13 protein-coding genes and 1 pseudogene are annotated in these 16,028 nt (G+C 62.1%); 7 read left to right on the plus strand and 7 right to left on the minus strand.

Annotated features, from left to right (window positions below; translation table 11 throughout):
• Positions 1-71 precede the first annotated feature (71 nt).
• Positions 72-1,274, plus strand: coding sequence for an ROK family transcriptional regulator (locus RHE_RS26055; RefSeq protein WP_011428241.1), 1,203 nt, complete (start codon positions 72-74; stop codon positions 1,272-1,274).
• A 19-nt stretch (positions 1,275-1,293) separates the two neighbouring features.
• On the opposite strand, the gene RHE_RS26060 is transcribed toward RHE_RS26055, so the two are convergent.
• Together RHE_RS26060 and RHE_RS26065 are read right to left on the minus strand one after the other, a co-directional pair.
• Positions 1,294-1,599, minus strand: coding sequence for a hypothetical protein (locus tag RHE_RS26060; protein ID WP_042119904.1), 306 nt, complete (start codon positions 1,597-1,599; stop codon positions 1,294-1,296).
• Positions 1,600-1,775: 176 nt separating this feature from the next.
• On the minus strand, positions 1,776-2,690 hold the full coding sequence (locus RHE_RS26065) for a DMT family transporter (RefSeq protein WP_042119905.1): 915 nt from the start codon (positions 2,688-2,690) through the stop codon (positions 1,776-1,778).
• Positions 2,691-2,968: 278 nt separating this feature from the next.
• Here RHE_RS26065 and RHE_RS26070 point away from each other — a divergent pair, with 278 nt between their 5' ends.
• Positions 2,969-3,709: a helix-turn-helix domain-containing protein gene (locus RHE_RS26070; protein ID WP_011428243.1), complete on the plus strand. Its 741-nt coding sequence runs from the start codon at positions 2,969-2,971 to the stop codon at positions 3,707-3,709.
• A gap of 9 nt (positions 3,710-3,718) precedes the next feature.
• Here the strand turns inward: RHE_RS26070 and RHE_RS26075 are convergent.
• Positions 3,719-5,741: pseudogene (locus RHE_RS26075) on the minus strand (beta-N-acetylhexosaminidase).
• Positions 5,742-6,056: 315 nt separating this feature from the next.
• Between RHE_RS26075 and RHE_RS26080 the strand changes: the two are divergent.
• Positions 6,057-6,965, plus strand: coding sequence for a flagellin N-terminal helical domain-containing protein (locus RHE_RS26080; protein WP_011428245.1), 909 nt, complete (start codon positions 6,057-6,059; stop codon positions 6,963-6,965).
• Here RHE_RS26080 and RHE_RS26085 read toward each other — a convergent pair.
• On the minus strand, positions 6,962-7,144 hold the full coding sequence (locus RHE_RS26085) for a hypothetical protein (RefSeq protein WP_042119907.1): 183 nt from the start codon (positions 7,142-7,144) through the stop codon (positions 6,962-6,964). The two genes, RHE_RS26080 and RHE_RS26085, sit on opposite strands and share 4 nt — an antisense overlap.
• Before the next feature lie 35 nt (positions 7,145-7,179).
• Here RHE_RS26085 and RHE_RS26090 point away from each other — a divergent pair, with 35 nt between their 5' ends.
• A complete protein-coding gene (locus RHE_RS26090; RefSeq protein WP_011428246.1) occupies positions 7,180-8,733 on the plus strand; it encodes a DHA2 family efflux MFS transporter permease subunit in 1,554 nt (517 codons plus the stop codon).
• 69 nt (positions 8,734-8,802) lie between these two features.
• On the opposite strand, the gene RHE_RS26095 is transcribed toward RHE_RS26090, so the two are convergent.
• On the minus strand, positions 8,803-9,213 hold the full coding sequence (locus RHE_RS26095) for a hypothetical protein (protein ID WP_011428247.1): 411 nt from the start codon (positions 9,211-9,213) through the stop codon (positions 8,803-8,805).
• Between the two features lie 253 nt (positions 9,214-9,466).
• Here RHE_RS26095 and RHE_RS26100 point away from each other — a divergent pair, with 253 nt between their 5' ends.
• The 3 genes from RHE_RS26100 to RHE_RS26110 all read left to right on the plus strand — a co-directional run bounded on the left by RHE_RS26100 (position 9,467) and on the right by RHE_RS26110 (position 14,320).
• A complete protein-coding gene (locus RHE_RS26100) occupies positions 9,467-9,955 on the plus strand; it encodes a hypothetical protein (protein ID WP_011428248.1) in 489 nt (162 codons plus the stop codon).
• Positions 9,956-10,202: 247 nt separating this feature from the next.
• Positions 10,203-13,508 carry a GH36-type glycosyl hydrolase domain-containing protein gene (locus RHE_RS26105; protein ID WP_011428249.1) on the plus strand — a complete coding sequence of 1,102 codons (3,306 nt, stop codon included), beginning with the start codon at positions 10,203-10,205 and terminating at the stop codon, positions 13,506-13,508.
• A gap of 38 nt (positions 13,509-13,546) precedes the next feature.
• Positions 13,547-14,320: a hypothetical protein gene (locus tag RHE_RS26110; protein WP_011428250.1), complete on the plus strand. Its 774-nt coding sequence runs from the start codon at positions 13,547-13,549 to the stop codon at positions 14,318-14,320.
• A 61-nt stretch (positions 14,321-14,381) separates the two neighbouring features.
• On the opposite strand, the gene RHE_RS26115 is transcribed toward RHE_RS26110, so the two are convergent.
• Both RHE_RS26115 and kduD read right to left on the minus strand, forming a co-directional pair.
• Entirely contained in the window at positions 14,382-15,128 is a 747-nt protein-coding gene (locus tag RHE_RS26115) for a FadR/GntR family transcriptional regulator (RefSeq protein WP_011428251.1), read from the minus strand.
• A 141-nt stretch (positions 15,129-15,269) separates the two neighbouring features.
• A complete protein-coding gene (kduD, locus tag RHE_RS26120; RefSeq protein WP_020923223.1) occupies positions 15,270-16,025 on the minus strand; it encodes a 2-dehydro-3-deoxy-D-gluconate 5-dehydrogenase KduD in 756 nt (251 codons plus the stop codon).
• Positions 16,026-16,028 lie beyond the last annotated feature (3 nt).

A 16,028-nucleotide genomic window follows, 5' to 3' on the forward strand; every position in this document is an offset into this window, starting at 1 on the left:
CGCGAAGAATGTGGCTTTCATCGCTACGCGTCTTGTGACAAGGGTGGGGAGGCTTATCCTCTGAAGGCGACATGAAGGCGATTTCCGGCACGAATCTCGAGCAGGCCAAGTCTCACAATCGGCGTGTGGTGATCGAGTTGATCCGCACGCACGGTTCCCTGTCGCGGGCGGCGATCGCCCGGATGACGGCGCTGACGCCGCAGACGGTGTCGAACATCGTCGAGGAACTGGAGAGGTCGCATCTGCTCGTCGCCGCCGAGGCGCAGAAGCTGGCGCGCGGCCAGCCGATCATCCCCTATTCGATCAATCCGGCCGGCGCCTATTCAATCGGCCTCGAGCTTGGCCGCCGGCGGGCGAGCGGCGTGCTGACCGATCTCTCCGGCGCCGTCTGCGCGCGCATCGAGCGCCAGGTCGAACACCCCGATCCGCAGCAGGCGATGCCGGTCCTCCAGTCGATCGTCGAGCATCTCAAACAGGCCTTCGCCTTCGACCAGCAGCGGCTGCTCGGCGTCGGAATCGCCCTGCCCGGCCGTTATGCCGAGGGCGGCACCACCTCTCTCAGCCCCCAGAGCCTGCCCGGCTGGCAGGGATTCCCCGTCGGTCCCGAGCTGGAACAGCGGCTCAATGCGCCGGTGCTGGTCGAGAACGATGCGACGGCCGCGGCGATCGGCGAGCGCCTTCACGGCGTCGCCCGCGGCCTCGCCAGCTTCGTCTACCTGTTTCTGGCCGGCGGCGGCGGCATCGGCGCCGGCATGTTCCTCGACGGCCATCTCTACAAGGGCAGCCGCAACAATGCCGGCGAAATCGGCCATATCATCGTCGAGCCGCATGGCAGGCTCTGCAGCTGCGGCAAACGCGGCTGCCTCGATCGTTATGTCTCGCCGTCGGTCGCCTACGACTTCATGGGCATCGCCGATACCGAGGGGCTGTCGCCCGACGCGCTCGACGCGCTGATCGACAGGGGCAGCGACGGGCTGGACGCCTGGCTCGACCAGGCCGTCCAGCCGCTGCGGCAGACCGTCGATTTCCTTGAGCTCGCCTTCGATCCTGAGACCATCGTGCTCGGCGGCAGCCTGCCGACATCGCTGATGCGCCGGCTTGCGGAGCGGCTGGAGCCGCTGCACGATCCGATCGACCCCGGCCGGCAGCGGACGGTGCCGCGCGTCATGATCGGCATGACCGGCAAGGATACCGCCATCCTCGGCGCCGCGGCCCTGCCGATCTTCTCTGAAACCAATCCACGCTTCGACGTGCTGCAGAAGCCGGTCGGCTAAACGGTCAGGGTATTGTGGTCTAGTGAAAGTATTTCCGAAGGAAAATCATGTAAATTATCATCGGGGAAGAGGCGATGGTAGTTATTATAAGACGTCTACGCCTGAGTGATAGATACTCTGCCGCAATCTCGGGCGGACAATCGGGGTGGCCATAGGCGATTCCAGTAAAAATAGTTCCGGCGTGGTAAGTTATATTCCCTATCCGGGCAGCGCGTGCTGCGAGCATTTCGTTGCGCACATAACGGTATGCGATCAGCACGCAGATGATGACAACATCAATTCCCAGCGTGACGCGGATCGCAAAGTTGATTTCGCCGTGCGTCATTCCTTGCCCTAGCCCTTGGAAAAATCGCCCACATATACTCGCAGCATCTCGCGATTTTTTCCTCGCGCAAGTGGAATGAGCGTTCTCCTCTGCTTCCCCTTCTACGACATTAAAGGTGGTTAACGGATCGTACGACCTGAAAGATCGCGACGCGCTTAGCGCGCCTCGCCCGTTCGTCAGCCGCGTGCCGGCAGGCTCGTATCTGGTTGCGGCGACCGGCGGGCGAGAGGGCGCGCAAAGATGATCACGTTGCCGAGCAGCGTCAGCGCCAGACCGATCAGGCCGAGGCCGCTCCAGTGATAGCCCTCGAAGACCGTCGACAGCGACAGGGCGACGATCGGGAACAGCACGGTGGCGTAGGCCGCGCGCGAGGAGCCGATGCGCGACACCAGCATGAGATAGGTTGTGAAACCGATCACCGATCCGATGGCCGAGAGATAGAGCAGCGCGGCAAGATAGGTGATGCCGGGTGGTGCCACGATCGGCGTCCGCGTAACGGCAATCAGCACGAGGAGGATGATTGCGCCATAGGTCATGCCCCAGGCATTGGCGGTCAGCGGCGAGATGCCGGCCGCGCTGTTGCGGCGCGAGGCCATGTTGCCGAGCGAGAAGAACAGCGTGCCGAGCGCTGCGAGCCCGATGCCTTTCAGGGTGCCCATATCGAAATCGACGACAACTTCCTCTCCGAACAGCAGGAGAAGGCCGGTTGCGCCGAGCGCCGCGGCGAAGAGCGTGCGGCCGGTAATGCGGTCGCCGAAGAAGAGGCGCGCATTGACGGCATTGTAGATCGTTGCAAGCGAGAAGATCACCGAGATCAGCCCTGAAGGAATCGAGGCGGCGGCGTTGTAGAAACAGATGAAATTGAGGCTGAACAGGCAGAGCGCTTGCGCCAGGATGAAGGGTTGATCGCGCAAGGCGGGGAGCTTGAGCCGGCGCATGGCAGCCAGGATGGCGACGAAGATCACGGCTGCGAGCGCAAATCGGTAAAAGACCGAGACCAGCACCGGCACGGGACCGACCTGCATTGCAATGGCGATCCAGGTCGTCCCCCAGATGAGGACGGTCGCGATGAAAAGAACGGCATTTGCCATGGAGGTATCCTCGTTTTCCCCACGAATAGGCAAACCGTGAGCAGATCTCTTGCAGATTCTTGCTATGAAATCGATGTGCCCGGACTTCCCCCCTCGCCATCTCAGGGGTCGCCCCGTATTATTCTGAACGCGTGGCCAGCTGTGAGATAGAATGAGTGAACGATAGCCGCCTCTCGGTTTTCAGGTTTTTGTCCGCCTCTCCCACTGCGCGGATGTCACAGTCGATCGATCTCGGTTTCGGGCGATCGGCTGCCATCTGGAGCAATGCGCATGACAGGATGAGCTATCAGCGGCCGGACGGTCATACGTTCAGTCTTTATCTGAGCGGCGGCGCCGGAACGCGTCGGCTGGATGGCGGCCCCGACGCGCGCGGCCGTCCTGGCGTGCTGTGCATCATGCCGCAGGGGCATTCGTCCGAATGGGAGATCACCGACTTCTTCGAATTCGTCCATCTGTATATTCCCGACGATCAGATGCGCCGGATGTTTGCCGAGACCTTCGACCGCGATGCGCGGCTCATGGCCCTTCCCGAAGTGACCTTCGACGATGCACCGGTCCTGGCGCACAGGCTTCGGCAGATGACGGAAGCGATGTTGGCGGGCGGTCATCTGCTGGCCGAAGACGCGATGACGCAGGCGATCCACGATCTCTTCGTCGATCCACGTTATGGAAGCCTGCGTGCCTGCACGATCAGCGGCGGGCTCGCGCCGCATGTGCGGCGCCGAACCCTGGATTATATCGAGGCCCATCTTGGCGAGACGATCCGCCTGCAGGATCTGGCTGATATCGGCCAGCTCAGCGCCTTTCATTTTCAGCGGGTGTTCCGGGCAAGCTTTGGCGTGTCGCCGCATGGCTGGGTGGCGCACCGTCGTGTTGAGCGCGCCAAATCGATGTTATCAGACATGGAGCCGATCGCGCAGATCGCTTCGGCCTGCGGCTTCAGCAGCCAGAGCCACATGACGCGGGCCTTCAAGCAGGGCACAGGTCTCACGCCCTCGGCCTACCGGCAGCGGCAGTAACGCCGGCGCTCAAGATTCCTGCAGCCCGTAAAGCAGCGGCATCAGCCCAGCGAGCGCCTTGAAGCGGTCCCATGACTTGGCGGATGGTTTCGTCCAGCCGGTTTCGGCAAGCCCCGAGATGCGCGGGAAGACGAGACGGTCGAAGACGGCGCGGTCCGTCATCGGTTCCGACCAGATGCAGGCCTGGATGCCGAGCAGCTTCTGCTTCTGCGCCGCCGTCCAGCCACTGAGCGGATCGAACTTATAGAGCTTTTCCGCGTCCGAATTCCCCGCCCAGCTGGCGCCCGGCTCGTCCCAATCGGGCCTCAGCGCCATGTCGAGGTAATAGACCTGGCCGGGGCAGACGACCATTTGATAGCCGCGTTCGGCGAGCTCGGCCGAGACCTCGACATTGCGCCAGCTGCAGAGATAGCTCTTCTCCTTGTCGATGACGTCGCCGTGGGCCGCCTCCTCCCAGCCGCCGGTGATGCAGCCCTTGCTCGCCAGGAAACGCTGAACGCGCTCCAGGAATTCCGCCTGCAGGATCGCCGCGCCGGAGCCGTGGATATCGTCGGCGCCATGCCTGTTGGTGACGACGTTCAGCCGCTTGGCATGGGCATCGGCAACCGCCTCGCCGGCGACATCACGCAGGCGTGCGAGCGCTGCCGGCGAGCCCGACCATGCGCCGAGCGGCACCTCGTCAGCGCCGAGATGGATAACCTTGAACGGAAAGAGCTCGATCAGTTCGGCAAGGATCGTCTCGACGATCTCGTAGGTCTGCTCGCGGGCCGGATTGATGCAATTGTCGGGAAAGCCCTGGACCGAGTAGTAGCTGCCCTTCTCGGCCGGATCGCGCAGCTCCGGGATCGCCTGCTGCATGGCGTAGCAATGGCCGGGCATATCGATCTCGGGCACGATCTCGATGCCGAAGCTCTTCGCATGGGCGACGATCTCGCGGATGACTGACTTGGTGTAGTAGCCGCCGGTTCGGGTCGGGCTCGATCCCAGCAGCGGCGGCACGGCAAGGCCGTGGCCGCGCCAGGCGCCGATCTCGGTCAGGGCGGGATAGGCGTCGATCTCGACGCGCCAGGCTTCGTCGTCGGAAAGGTGCCAGTGGAAGCGGTTGAGCTTGTTCCAGGCAAGCACCGCCAGCAGCTTCTTGACCTCGGCGACGCCATAGAACTGGCGGGCGACATCGAGATGCAGGCCGCGCCAGCCCATCGCTGGCTCGTCGACGATCTCGCCGGATGCGGGAAACTGGAAGACGCCGGGATGCAGCCTGGCGCCGCGCCAGATCTGGCCGAGCGTGACGAGGCCGTAGAGAAAGCCGGTGCGGCCGCTCGCCTCGACCGTCAGGGTGTCCTCGTCGAAGCTCAGCCGATAGGCTTCGGGGCCGAAGCCGGCGGCATCTTTCAGGATGACCGGCACTGCGCCTTCCGCCTCGCTGCGCACGATGCCTTCGACGGCGAAGAGATGGTCGACCAACGCCGCGAAGCCTTTCGCCGCCGCCTCCCCTTCGCTGCTCCGCGCCTGCGGGGCAAAACCGGCCGGCAGCGGCCGGCGCGAGGCGACCGTGACATGGTTCGGCCAGGGAATGACCGAAATCTGAACGGGCGCGTTGGCGGGAACGGGATAGATCTCGGCGCCGCGCTTCAGCGCTGCGTTGCTGACCGAAGAGCGCGTCGGCTCGACGCCGAGCACGATAGTGCTGCCATCGGCAAGCGCGAGATAGGCGCTCGTCGCACCGTCCGTCCAGTGGCGGAACTGCCAGCTCAGCGCATAGACGGAGACCGTCCAGGTCTCGCCGGCGCCGAGAACGAAACCGGCCGGCGGCTGGAATTCGGTGAAATTGGAAAGCCGCTTTGAGACCGTTGCGCCTTCGACGCGTCCGGCCGGATCGACGCGGCCCGGGCCGCTGACGCAGAGGGAAAAATTCGAAAGCGGTTCGCTGCCGAGGTTCTTGAGGCGCAGGACATAGGAGAATTCCTTGCCGTCGGCAGGCGGGTTCCAAAGGGTTTCAAGCCGCAGGGCGTTGCGGGCGCGGTGTCGACATCATCACTCTTCCTTCAAGGGAAACCAGGTTTCGAGGATCGAAATGCGATTTGAAGTCAATCAAATTGATTTAATATTGATAGTCGGTTTTTCGCCGGAGCGTCAATCGGCGGCGCGGAATTTCTGTGCGGCGACTTCCGAATAAAAATTCGGCCCGCGCGCATCGCGTTAACCATTAAGGTACTTTTAAGTACGATAATTAATCCAACGATGGCGAATTGATCGGAAACGAAAGGTCAATAAGCATGAGGCTGCTCGCCACGGCCCGGGTGTCCCGGGATCATACATCCAACTTCTATGAGCGGGTCGAATTTCCATGACGAGCATCAATACCAACAATTCCGCAATGGCTGCCCTTCAGACGCTGCGCAGCATCAATTCCAATCTCGAAACCACACAGAACAGCGTCTCGACCGGCTATCGGGTCGACACCGCATCCGATAACGCCGCCTACTGGTCGATCGCCACCACGATGCGCTCCGACAACAAGGCGCTGTCTGCCGTCTCCGACGCGCTCGGCCTCGGTGCGGCAAAGGTCGATACGGCTTACACGGCAATGGACAGCGCGATCGACGTCGTCGACGAGATCAAAGCCAAGCTGGTGGCGGCGACCGAAGACGGCGTCGACAAATCCAAGGTCCAGGAAGAAATCAGCCAGCTGCAGGAACAGCTGATGAGCATCGCCCAGTCGGCGTCGTTCTCGGGCGAGAACTGGGTCGCCGGCGCCGACGGCACGAAGAGCGTCGTATCGTCCTTCGTTCGCGACGGCTCCGGCGCCGTTTCCGTCAAGATGACGGATTACGTTCTGGATACCAGCTCCACCGGCAATGTGCTGTTCGGCATGAACGGCGGCTCGATCGAAACCTCCTCGGGTATCCTCGGAACGGCCGATGCAAACGGCGATTCCGTCTACTCGCTCGACATTACCAACTTTACCACCGGTCAGATCCAGTCGGCGCTGACGACCATCGAATCCGCGCTCTCGGCGATGACGTCGGCGGGTGCGCAACTGGGTTCGATCTCGACCCGCATCGATCTGCAGGAAGACTTCGTCGGTGCGTTGTCGGATTCGATCGACTCCGGTGTCGGCCGGCTGGTCGACGCCGATATGGAGGAGGAATCGAGCAAGCTTTCCGCCCTGCAGACGCAGCAGCAGCTGGCGATCCAGTCGCTGTCGATCGCGAATTCCTCGTCCCAGAACATCCTGTCGCTCTTCCGCGGCTAATCCTGGTCGATGCAACGGGAGCCGGGCGCATAGAACGCCCGGATCATATTCGCTGATCGAACCACGAGCCTGGCCTTTCCGGTCAGGCTCGGTTGTGTTTTACCTTCTGCTGCTTGCGCCGGGCATCGCGCCTTGCTCAAGCTGGCGATTGACAGGTCGATCGTTTCGATCGCAAACATGACAGCCTTGGATGCCGCGCCGGTGGGATCGTCGCATGTCGGTTGAACTTGAAGCTGCTCGTCCTGACCGAACGCCCGCCATCGTCTGGCTCGGCTTCCTGGCCATGTGCGTCGGCATGTTCATGGCGATCCTCGACGTCCAGGTGGTGGCGACATCGCTGCCGACCATCCAGTCGGCGTTGGGCATCGATCCGGATCAGATGAGCTGGATACAGACGGCCTATCTGATCGCCGAAGTGGTCGCCATCCCGCTCACCGGCCTCTTGACGCGGCTGTTGACGATGCGGTGGCTGTTCGTCGTCGCCATCAGCCTGTTCGTGATGGCCTCGGCCGGCTGCGCCGCCAGCGGCAGTTTCGGCACGCTGGTCGCCTGGCGGGTGCTTCAGGGCTTTTCCGGCGGGACCCTGATCCCCTCGGTGTTTTCGGCCGTGTTCATCCTGTTTCCGAACGAGCGGCAGGCGCTTGCGACGACCATCGCCGGCGTGCTTGCGGTGCTTGCGCCCACCGTCGGCCCGATCGTCGGCGGATGGCTGACCGAAACCTATTCCTGGCACTGGCTGTTCCTGATCAACATCCTTCCGGGGCTTGCATCGGCAATCCTGGCGGCCCGCTTCCTTCCGAAGCAGGCGGCCGATCCGTCCGAACTCAGGCATCTCGACGGTCTGTCGCTCCTCTTGATGGCGGCAGCGCTGACGGCGCTGGAACTCAGCCTCAAAGAGGCGCCGACCAGCGGCTGGACCTCGGCCTACGTGCTGAGCCTGCTGGCCGTCTGCCTTCTTTCGGGCGGCGCGTTCATGACGCGAACACTGCGCCGAGGCCGACCGATCGTCGATCTCGGCAATTTCGGCGATCGGAATTTTCTGGTCGGCTCGGTTTTGAGCTTCATACTCGGCATCGGCCTCTTCGGCTCGGTCTATCTCATGCCGGTCTTTCTCGCTTTCATCAGGGGACACGACGCCCTTGAGATCGGCGTGACCATGCTGGTCACCGGTATCGCACAGCTGGTCACCGCGCCGGTCGCCGTCGCGCTGGAGAAGCGCATGGATGCGCGGCTGCTGTCGGCTGTCGGTTTTGCCCTGTTTGCGATCGGTGTCGGCATGAGCGCCTTTCAGGATCCGCGTTCGGATTACGACGCAATGTTCTGGCCACAGGTCGTGCGCGGCGTCGCCATCATGTTCTGCCTGCTGCCGCCGACCCGGCTGGCGCTCGGCACGCTTTCTGCCGATCGCGTTCCCGATGCGAGCGGGCTTTTCAATCTCATGCGCAATCTCGGCGGCGCCATCGGCATCGCGCTGATCGACACCATCATCTACACACGCTCGGAGCCGCTGGGACAAGACCTCTGGGCACGTGTCCAGGCCGGCGACATCGAGGCGGCCATGTTTGTCGGCGCGCCCGCCGAGATCATGTCGCGACATAGCGGCAGCTTCGATGCAGATACCATGGCGACGCTCGATCCGTTGGTCCAGACCGCGGCCAGCGTTCAGGCGATCAACGAAGCCTGGATGGTCGTCGCCGTCCTGACCGGCTGCGCGCTGCTCTCAGTCCCCTTCGCCAGGCGGCCAGCGCGGCATGAGGCCGGGCAGTGATCCATATCTTGCAGCAAGCTGCCGCAAAATATTGCCATGTGTCGACGCGGCTACCTTCTACGGGAACTGTCAATCAGATACGGAAACGTCGATCCATCGACCGGTTCCTTGGCCACCGTAGATATCAACGTCGATCCATACATTGCCACGCAGGATCATATTGGCGGCCTCTCGCGTCATCGTTCCGTTCCGAAGCATCTGCTCCAGAGCCTGGCGATTTACCGGATCGGCAAAGAATGAGTCTGATTGATCGTCATGATCGCGCACATGGTACTGATGGAAATTCGCCCTGTCTTGTCGGATGATCTGCCACGGCTGGGCAAGTCGAGCCCCATTCGAATTGTAAAGATCAGCCTCGCCGATATAGGCGCGATAGCTCTCGATCAGGCGATTGCTGTGGTTGGCCTGGACTCTCGCTTGAGCGTGCGCTGTTCCCGCCACGATGACCGAGCTGAATAGAATCGATAATAATTTTCGCATATTGCCCTCTTTCAAAAAGAGGCGTCTTACCTAGCGTCAAGCCAATTCGCCAAGCAAAAAGTTCAAAAGGATGTGCAGTTGCACTCGATCTTCGCGAACACGGCACGCTCCAACTGCCGATGCATACACAGCGGTGTATACGCAGTAAACCGCTCCTCGGAACGAGACGCGGCTCCAGCGTGTTAAAGGAACCGCTGGCGGCCGCCAAAGTTTAGCTATTTGAGGCCATCATCGCCTGCCGTGGGAATTCAGCATGAACACCAAGACGATTGTTTTCGAGCAGAGCGACTGGGTTCCGAACAACCCGCGCCTTCCTGTACTGCTTTACCGGGATGTCTTTGCCGACGGTGGACCTCGTGATTTCGAAGGTCACTTCGCGGCAAATGGTTGGACCGGTGTCTGGACGAACGGAGTCTTCGATTATCAGCACTACCATTCCGGTGCTCATGAAGTGCTGGGAATTGCGCGTGGCAGCGCCACACTGCTGATCGGTGGTCCCGGCGGTCGAGCGCTCGAAGTCGCGGCGGGAGACTGTCTGGTGCTTCCAGCCGGAACCGGGCACCAAAACCTCGGCTGCACGGCGGACTTCGAGGTCATCGGCGCTTATCCCAAAGGGCAGCATGCCGATATTCAGACTTCGGCTGCTTCAAGCGAAATGCTGGCGAAAATCTCGTCAGTGCCCCTGCCCGATACCGATCCTGTTCAGGGACCGTCGGGATTTCTCATCGAGAAGTGGCGGTAGCCATTTGCGCACCGCGACCGAGATCGAATATCCCCCTTCACTCTGCTCGTTTTGATACAGGTATGCCGAGACACCGAGCCGCCCAAAGGTAGCCCATGGAGCAACCATGCTTCCAGGCCAGTGTTAGCGGCGCTCTCATGTGAATCAGTCGCGGCACCTTGTTGATCTTCCCATCACCGGTAAGATTTCTCTCAATCTTTTTGCGCCATCCTTTGATTCCCCTCTGATATCAATCGACGAGATCTCAATGGCCCGGAACCTCAATCGCAGTTTGCAAATGCCACGACGCGAGGAGCTGGGTCTCCTCGCGATCAGCAACGGTTCCGGACTGTCGATCTCGGCGCTGCCGAACGGCACGCTGTTTGCGATCGAATACGCCGACGACAAGGGGGTGGTGCAGATCAATCAGATCCAGGGCTCGCCGCTCTACGGCGGCATCAGCCGCCTTTACCTGCGCATCGGAGGCGGCAAGCCTGATGTCGTCGAGATCATCGGCCCTCGCGCCGATGGCAACTTCGGGCACGACGCGACGAGCTTTTCCTGGAGCGGCAAGGCCGGCGATATCAGCTACACCGTCCGCCTCGAGCTTCATGCTTCCGAAACGGCCTGGTTCTGGCACGTCTCGCTCAAGCATCCGAAGAAGGGAACGCTGCCGGTGGATCTGGTGCTTATCCAAGACGTCGGCCTCGGCGATCGCGGTTTCCTGATGAACAGCGAAGCCTATGCTTCGCAATATGTCGATCACCATATCGCCGATCACAAGACATACGGCCCCGTCGTCATGAATCGGCAAAATCTCAAGCAGTCGGGCGCCCGCAATCCCTGGCTCCTCCAGGGGTGCTTCGATGGCGCGGCTGCCTATGCCACGGATGCGATCCAGCTGGTGCAGGCGAAACACCGCCAGGACGACCTTCTGGTCGGTCCCTTCGGAACGAGTCTGCCGAGCGAACGGCGGCAGCAGGAGACGGCCTGTCCGGCCATTCAGTCGAAATCCTTCTCCGTGCCGGCAAGCGACGCGACTGTGAGTTTCTTTGCCCTGTTCGCCGCCGATCATCCCGAGGCGTCCAGCGATGCCGACCTTTTGCGGCTCGAGGATATCGAGGTGCCGGAGAGTGCAGCCGCCGATCCGCGGGCGGCCGCGGCCGTTCGCAGCCTGCTTCAGGATGCGCCCCTGCTGGAGGCCGAGACGTTGGATCTGAACGCGATCCGAAATCTCTATCCGGAGCGGAGCCTCGAAGAGCGCTTGCATGGAAAGCTTCTTTCATTTTTCGTGCCGGACGGCGTTCTCAACCGCCACGTCGTCCTGCGCGACAAGGAACTCATCGTCGCGCGGCGCCATGGCGCGATCGTGCGAAGCGGTCAAAACATGCTGCTCGACGATTCCACCCTTGCCGCCAGCTGCTGGATGCAAGGCATTTTCGCCGCGCAGCTGACGATCGGCAATACCTCCTTCCACAAGCTCTTTTCGGTGTCCCGCGATCCCTATAATCTGACGCGCGCCAGCGGGCTGCGCATCATGGCCGATCTCGGCGCGGGCTGGCAGCTTCTCGCGGCGCCGTCGGCTTTCGAGATGGGACTAAGCGGCTGCCGCTGGATCTATCAGTGCCCGGAGCGCAGGATCATCGTCACGGCGGTCGCTTCCGGCGAGGATTCGGCGATGCAGTGGAGCGTGTCCGTGGAAGGCAAGCCGTGCCGCTTCCTGGTGTTTGGTCATGTGGTGCTCGGGGAGCGCGAATATGACGCCGGCGGGCAGATCGAATTCGATCCCGGCCGCAAACGCATCTCTTTCCGGCCGGATCCGGCCTGGCTGTGGGGCGAGCGTTACCCCAATGCCGTTTACTGGCTGGTGAGTTCGACGCCTGACGTCATCGACGAGATCGGCGGCGACGAGCTGCTTTATGCCGATGGCGTTGCGCGCAATGGCGCCTTCATCGCGCTGAGGTCCCGACGGACGCGGGCGCTCTCCTTTGCCGTCGTCGGTTCGATGGCCGATGACGAAGAAGCCGAACGGCTGGCGCGCCGTTATGAGGCCGGTGTCACCGATGAGGCCATGCTTGCGCCGGCATCGGCATTCTGGCGCAACGCCGTGCGCGGCATGAGCATCGACAGTCCTTCGCCCGATCTCGCTGCTCAGGCGGCCTTTCTGCCCTGGCTCGCGCATGACGCCATCGTGCATCTGAGCGTGCCGCACGGCCTGGAACAATATACGGGTGCGGCCTGGGGTACGCGCGACGCCTGTCAGGGGCCGATCGAATTCCTGCTCGCCTATGAGCACGACCGCGAAGCCAAAGAAGTGGTGAAGACCATCTTCGGTGAGCAATATCTGGAAGGAGGCGACTGGCCGCAATGGTTCATGCTGGAGCCCTATGCCAACATTCGCGCGGGCGACAGTCACGGCGACGTCATCGTCTGGCCGCTGAAGGCACTCTGCGACTATATCGAGGCGACCGGCGATCTCGCCATCCTCGACGAGAAGGTCTCCTGGCGTGACGAAAAGACCATGCAGAAGGCGCCCGAGGCCGATGCCATCGCGACCCATGTCGAGAAGCTGCTCGATACTGTCCGCACACAGTTCATTCCGGGAACGCATCTGATCCGCTATGGCGAGGGAGACTGGAACGATTCGCTGCAGCCGGCCGATCCGCATCTGCGCGACTGGATGGTGAGCAGCTGGACCGTCGCCCTGCTCTATGAGCAGATCGTCCGTTATTCCGCCATCCTGCGCCGCCGCGGCCACAGCGGCGAGGCAAATGCCTTGCGGAAGATAGCAACCGCGATGCGCCGGGATTTCAACCGCCATCTCGTGCGCGACGGCGTCGTTGCCGGCTATGGCATCTTCGATCCCGCCCATGACGGCGTCGAATTGCTGCTGCATCCGAGCGACAAACGTACCGGCCTTTCCTTCTCGCTGATCTCGATGACGCAGGCCATGCTCGGCAAGCTGTTCACGCCGGCGCAGAGGCGGCATCATATGCGGCTGATCGAAGAGCATCTGCTCTTCCCCGATGGCGTGCGGCTGATGGAAAAGCCGGCGACCTACGCCGGCGGGCCCGAAACTCTGTTTCGCCGGGCCGAATCCTCGTCCTTCTTCGGCCGCGAGATCGGGCTGATGTATGTGCATGCGCATCTGCGTTATTGCGAAACGCTCGCGCTCGACGCTGCGGCGGAGGAGCTGTGGAAGGCGATCGCCGTCGTCAATCCGATCGCCGTCACGACGGCCTTGCCGCATGCTTCTCTGCGCCAGCGCAATACCTATTTCAGCAGCAGCGACGCGGCTTTCCATGACCGTTATCAGGCGGCGGCGCAATGGGCGCGCGCCAAGAGCGGAAAGATCGCCGTCGATGGCGGCTGGCGCATCTATTCGAGCGGACCTGGCCTCTACACCAGGAGTTTCGTCGAAAATATCCTGGGCTTCAAACGACGCTTCGGCCGGCGCAGGCGCAAACCGCTCCTGCCTGCGGCGCATGCCGCCATCGATCTGCAGACGGATCACGCCGCTTGGCGGCGGTTGATGAAGCCGAATATGGAGGGGATAGCGTTGAGAGAACGCTAAACAACGGCAAGAGAGAACGCCAAGCAACGGGGGTTCTTATGATCCGCAACTCCTCACAAAGCAAAGCCCTGAACCACACGGCACGATCCGATGCCGAAAAAGCGCGCATTTGTGCCGCTAACAACGCAGACCTGTATCAGGCGGTTTTCCGTGCCCGTGGACTGCCGGATCAGCGCACCAGCGCGTTTTGGTCAAGCGACGCGATCGCACCGCCATACTATTCCAACATGACGACACTCGACCCGGATGCAACGGACGAACAGCTGGTTGAAATCGGTCGGCTTACAGATCGGCTAGGACGGCGTCCTGGCTGCAAAGACGGGTTTTCCAGGCTCGATCTTGTCGACAAAGGGTTCCAGTTGTTGTTTTCCGCATCATGGATTTGGGCTGAACCTCACAGAATCTCAGCGCGTGCGCCGCAAGATTGGGCACGCATTCGCGATGGCGCGGCCCTGGAAGGCTGGGAACATTCGTGGAAAGAGTCGGGCAGCCCCACAGATGCCAACGTCTTCACACCGGCTCTGCTCTCCGATCCCGACATACACATCTATGGCCGATGGGCCGGCGACGGCTTTGACGCGGGCTGCATCGTAAATCGATCACCCGAGGCTGTCGGGATCTCCAACATCTTTAGCTTGGCTGGCACGCCGCAGGTCTTCCAGGATGCCAGCTCATTGGCCACTGTCGCCTTTTCACCCGATCTGCCGCTTGTCGGATACGATCGTGATGAAGCACTGGACGAAATGACAAAACTGGGTTTCAGGCCGGTCGGCCAATTGCGGATTTGGCTATCTGATGAGGGCGGCACGTAACGCGTTTCTTCATTTGCGTTATTCAGCGGGTAGCCACGCAACGCCGTCAAGATGCGAACGTTCAGGACAGGTCGGTCGCGCCGCGCAGTTCTTCAAACCGCGCAGCACTCTTCGACAGATGGCTGCGGATGGCACGGCGCGCGGCCGCTTCGTTGCCGTCGCGGATCGCCGTGAATATGGCATGGTGTTCCCTGCGCATGCGAGCGGCATGGCGCTTGCGCTCCGCAGCCGTCATCTTGTCCAAGCGCGCCCATTGACGCGGCACCATGATGTTGCCGAACGTATCGAAGAGGCGGCCGTAGTAAGAATTCTGCGTCGCGACCAGGATCGACCGGTGGAAGGCGTAGTCTTCCTCAGCACCGTATCCACCCTCTTCGAGCGCCCTGTCGAGAGCATCGAGCCGATCCTGCATACGGTCGATATCTTCCTGCGTGCGCCGCAGTGCGGCGAGACCGGCCGCCCCATATTCGACCCCCATGCGCAGCTCCAGCACCCGCAGAACCTCATCGATCGACTGCAGGTCATTGGGAATGATGGAGAAGGATCTCGGTGTCGGATCGTCCGAGACGAAAGCGCCGAGGCCCTGGTGCGTGGTGATCAGTCCCTTGGCTCGCAGAGTGGCGAGCGCCTCGCGCACGATCGTGCGGCTGACACCGCTCGCCGCCATAATCGCCTGTTCGGTCGGCAGGCGCTGGCCCGGCTTGAGGTCACCGGACTCGATCTGCGCCGCCAGCGTATCGGCAAGGTTGCTACGCAGGTTCGGCGGCTGGCGAATGGTGCTGAAGAGCGCGTTGTCCTTGTCCGTCATTCCTTGTCAATCCTGCCTCTCGGGGCGGCTGCTCCGGCAGAATGCTTCAAGCTAACCCGGAAAAGCTCTAGCGCATGCCGGCTGGAAAGGCAAAAACGACGCGAGCCGAGACTCTGTGCTTCGTCAGTCGGCGAAAAGCGATCACCGCGCCAGCCAGCCGCCGTCGACGGGCAGCACCGTCCCGTGCACGTAATCGGATGCGGGCGACGCCAGGAACACGGCAGCACCGCCAAGTTCGGACGGCGTTCCCCAGCGCCCCGCCGGAATACGGGCGAGGATGGCGGCGTTGCGGTCGGCGTCCTCGCGCAGCGCCGTGGTGTTGTTGGTGACGAAATAACCGGGCGCAATGGCGTTGACGTTGACGCCCTTGCCGGCCCATTCGCAGGCGAGCAGTTTCGTCAATCCGGCAAGCCCGCTTTTCGAGGCCGTGTAGGACGGGATGCGAATGCCGCCCTGGAAGGAGAGCAGCGAGGCGATGTTGATGATCTTGCCCCTGCCTTTCTCGACCATGTGGCGGCCGGCGGCCTGCGACAGGAAGAAGGCGGTCTTGAGGTTGACGTCGATCACTGCGTCCCAATCTTCCTCGGTGAAGTCGAGCGCGTCGGCGCGGCGGATGATGCCGGCATTGTTGACGAGGATATCGAGTCCGCCGAAGGTCTGGATGGTCTCGGCAACGATCCCCTTGACCGGTTCGATGGTGCCGAGATCGGCCTTGATGACATGGAAGCGGCTGCCGGCCTGTTTCACCAGCGCCTCGGTTTCGTCCATCGCGGAGCGCCCGACGGCGGCGATCGCGGCACCGGCCTCGGCGAGCGCCGCTGCGATTGCCTGGCCGATGCCGGTATTGGCGCCGGTGACGACGGCGGTCCGGCCGGAGAGGTCGAAGGGATTTGCCACGGT

The organism is Rhizobium etli CFN 42, from assembly GCF_000092045.1.
Lineage (GTDB): Bacteria > Pseudomonadota > Alphaproteobacteria > Rhizobiales > Rhizobiaceae > Rhizobium > Rhizobium etli.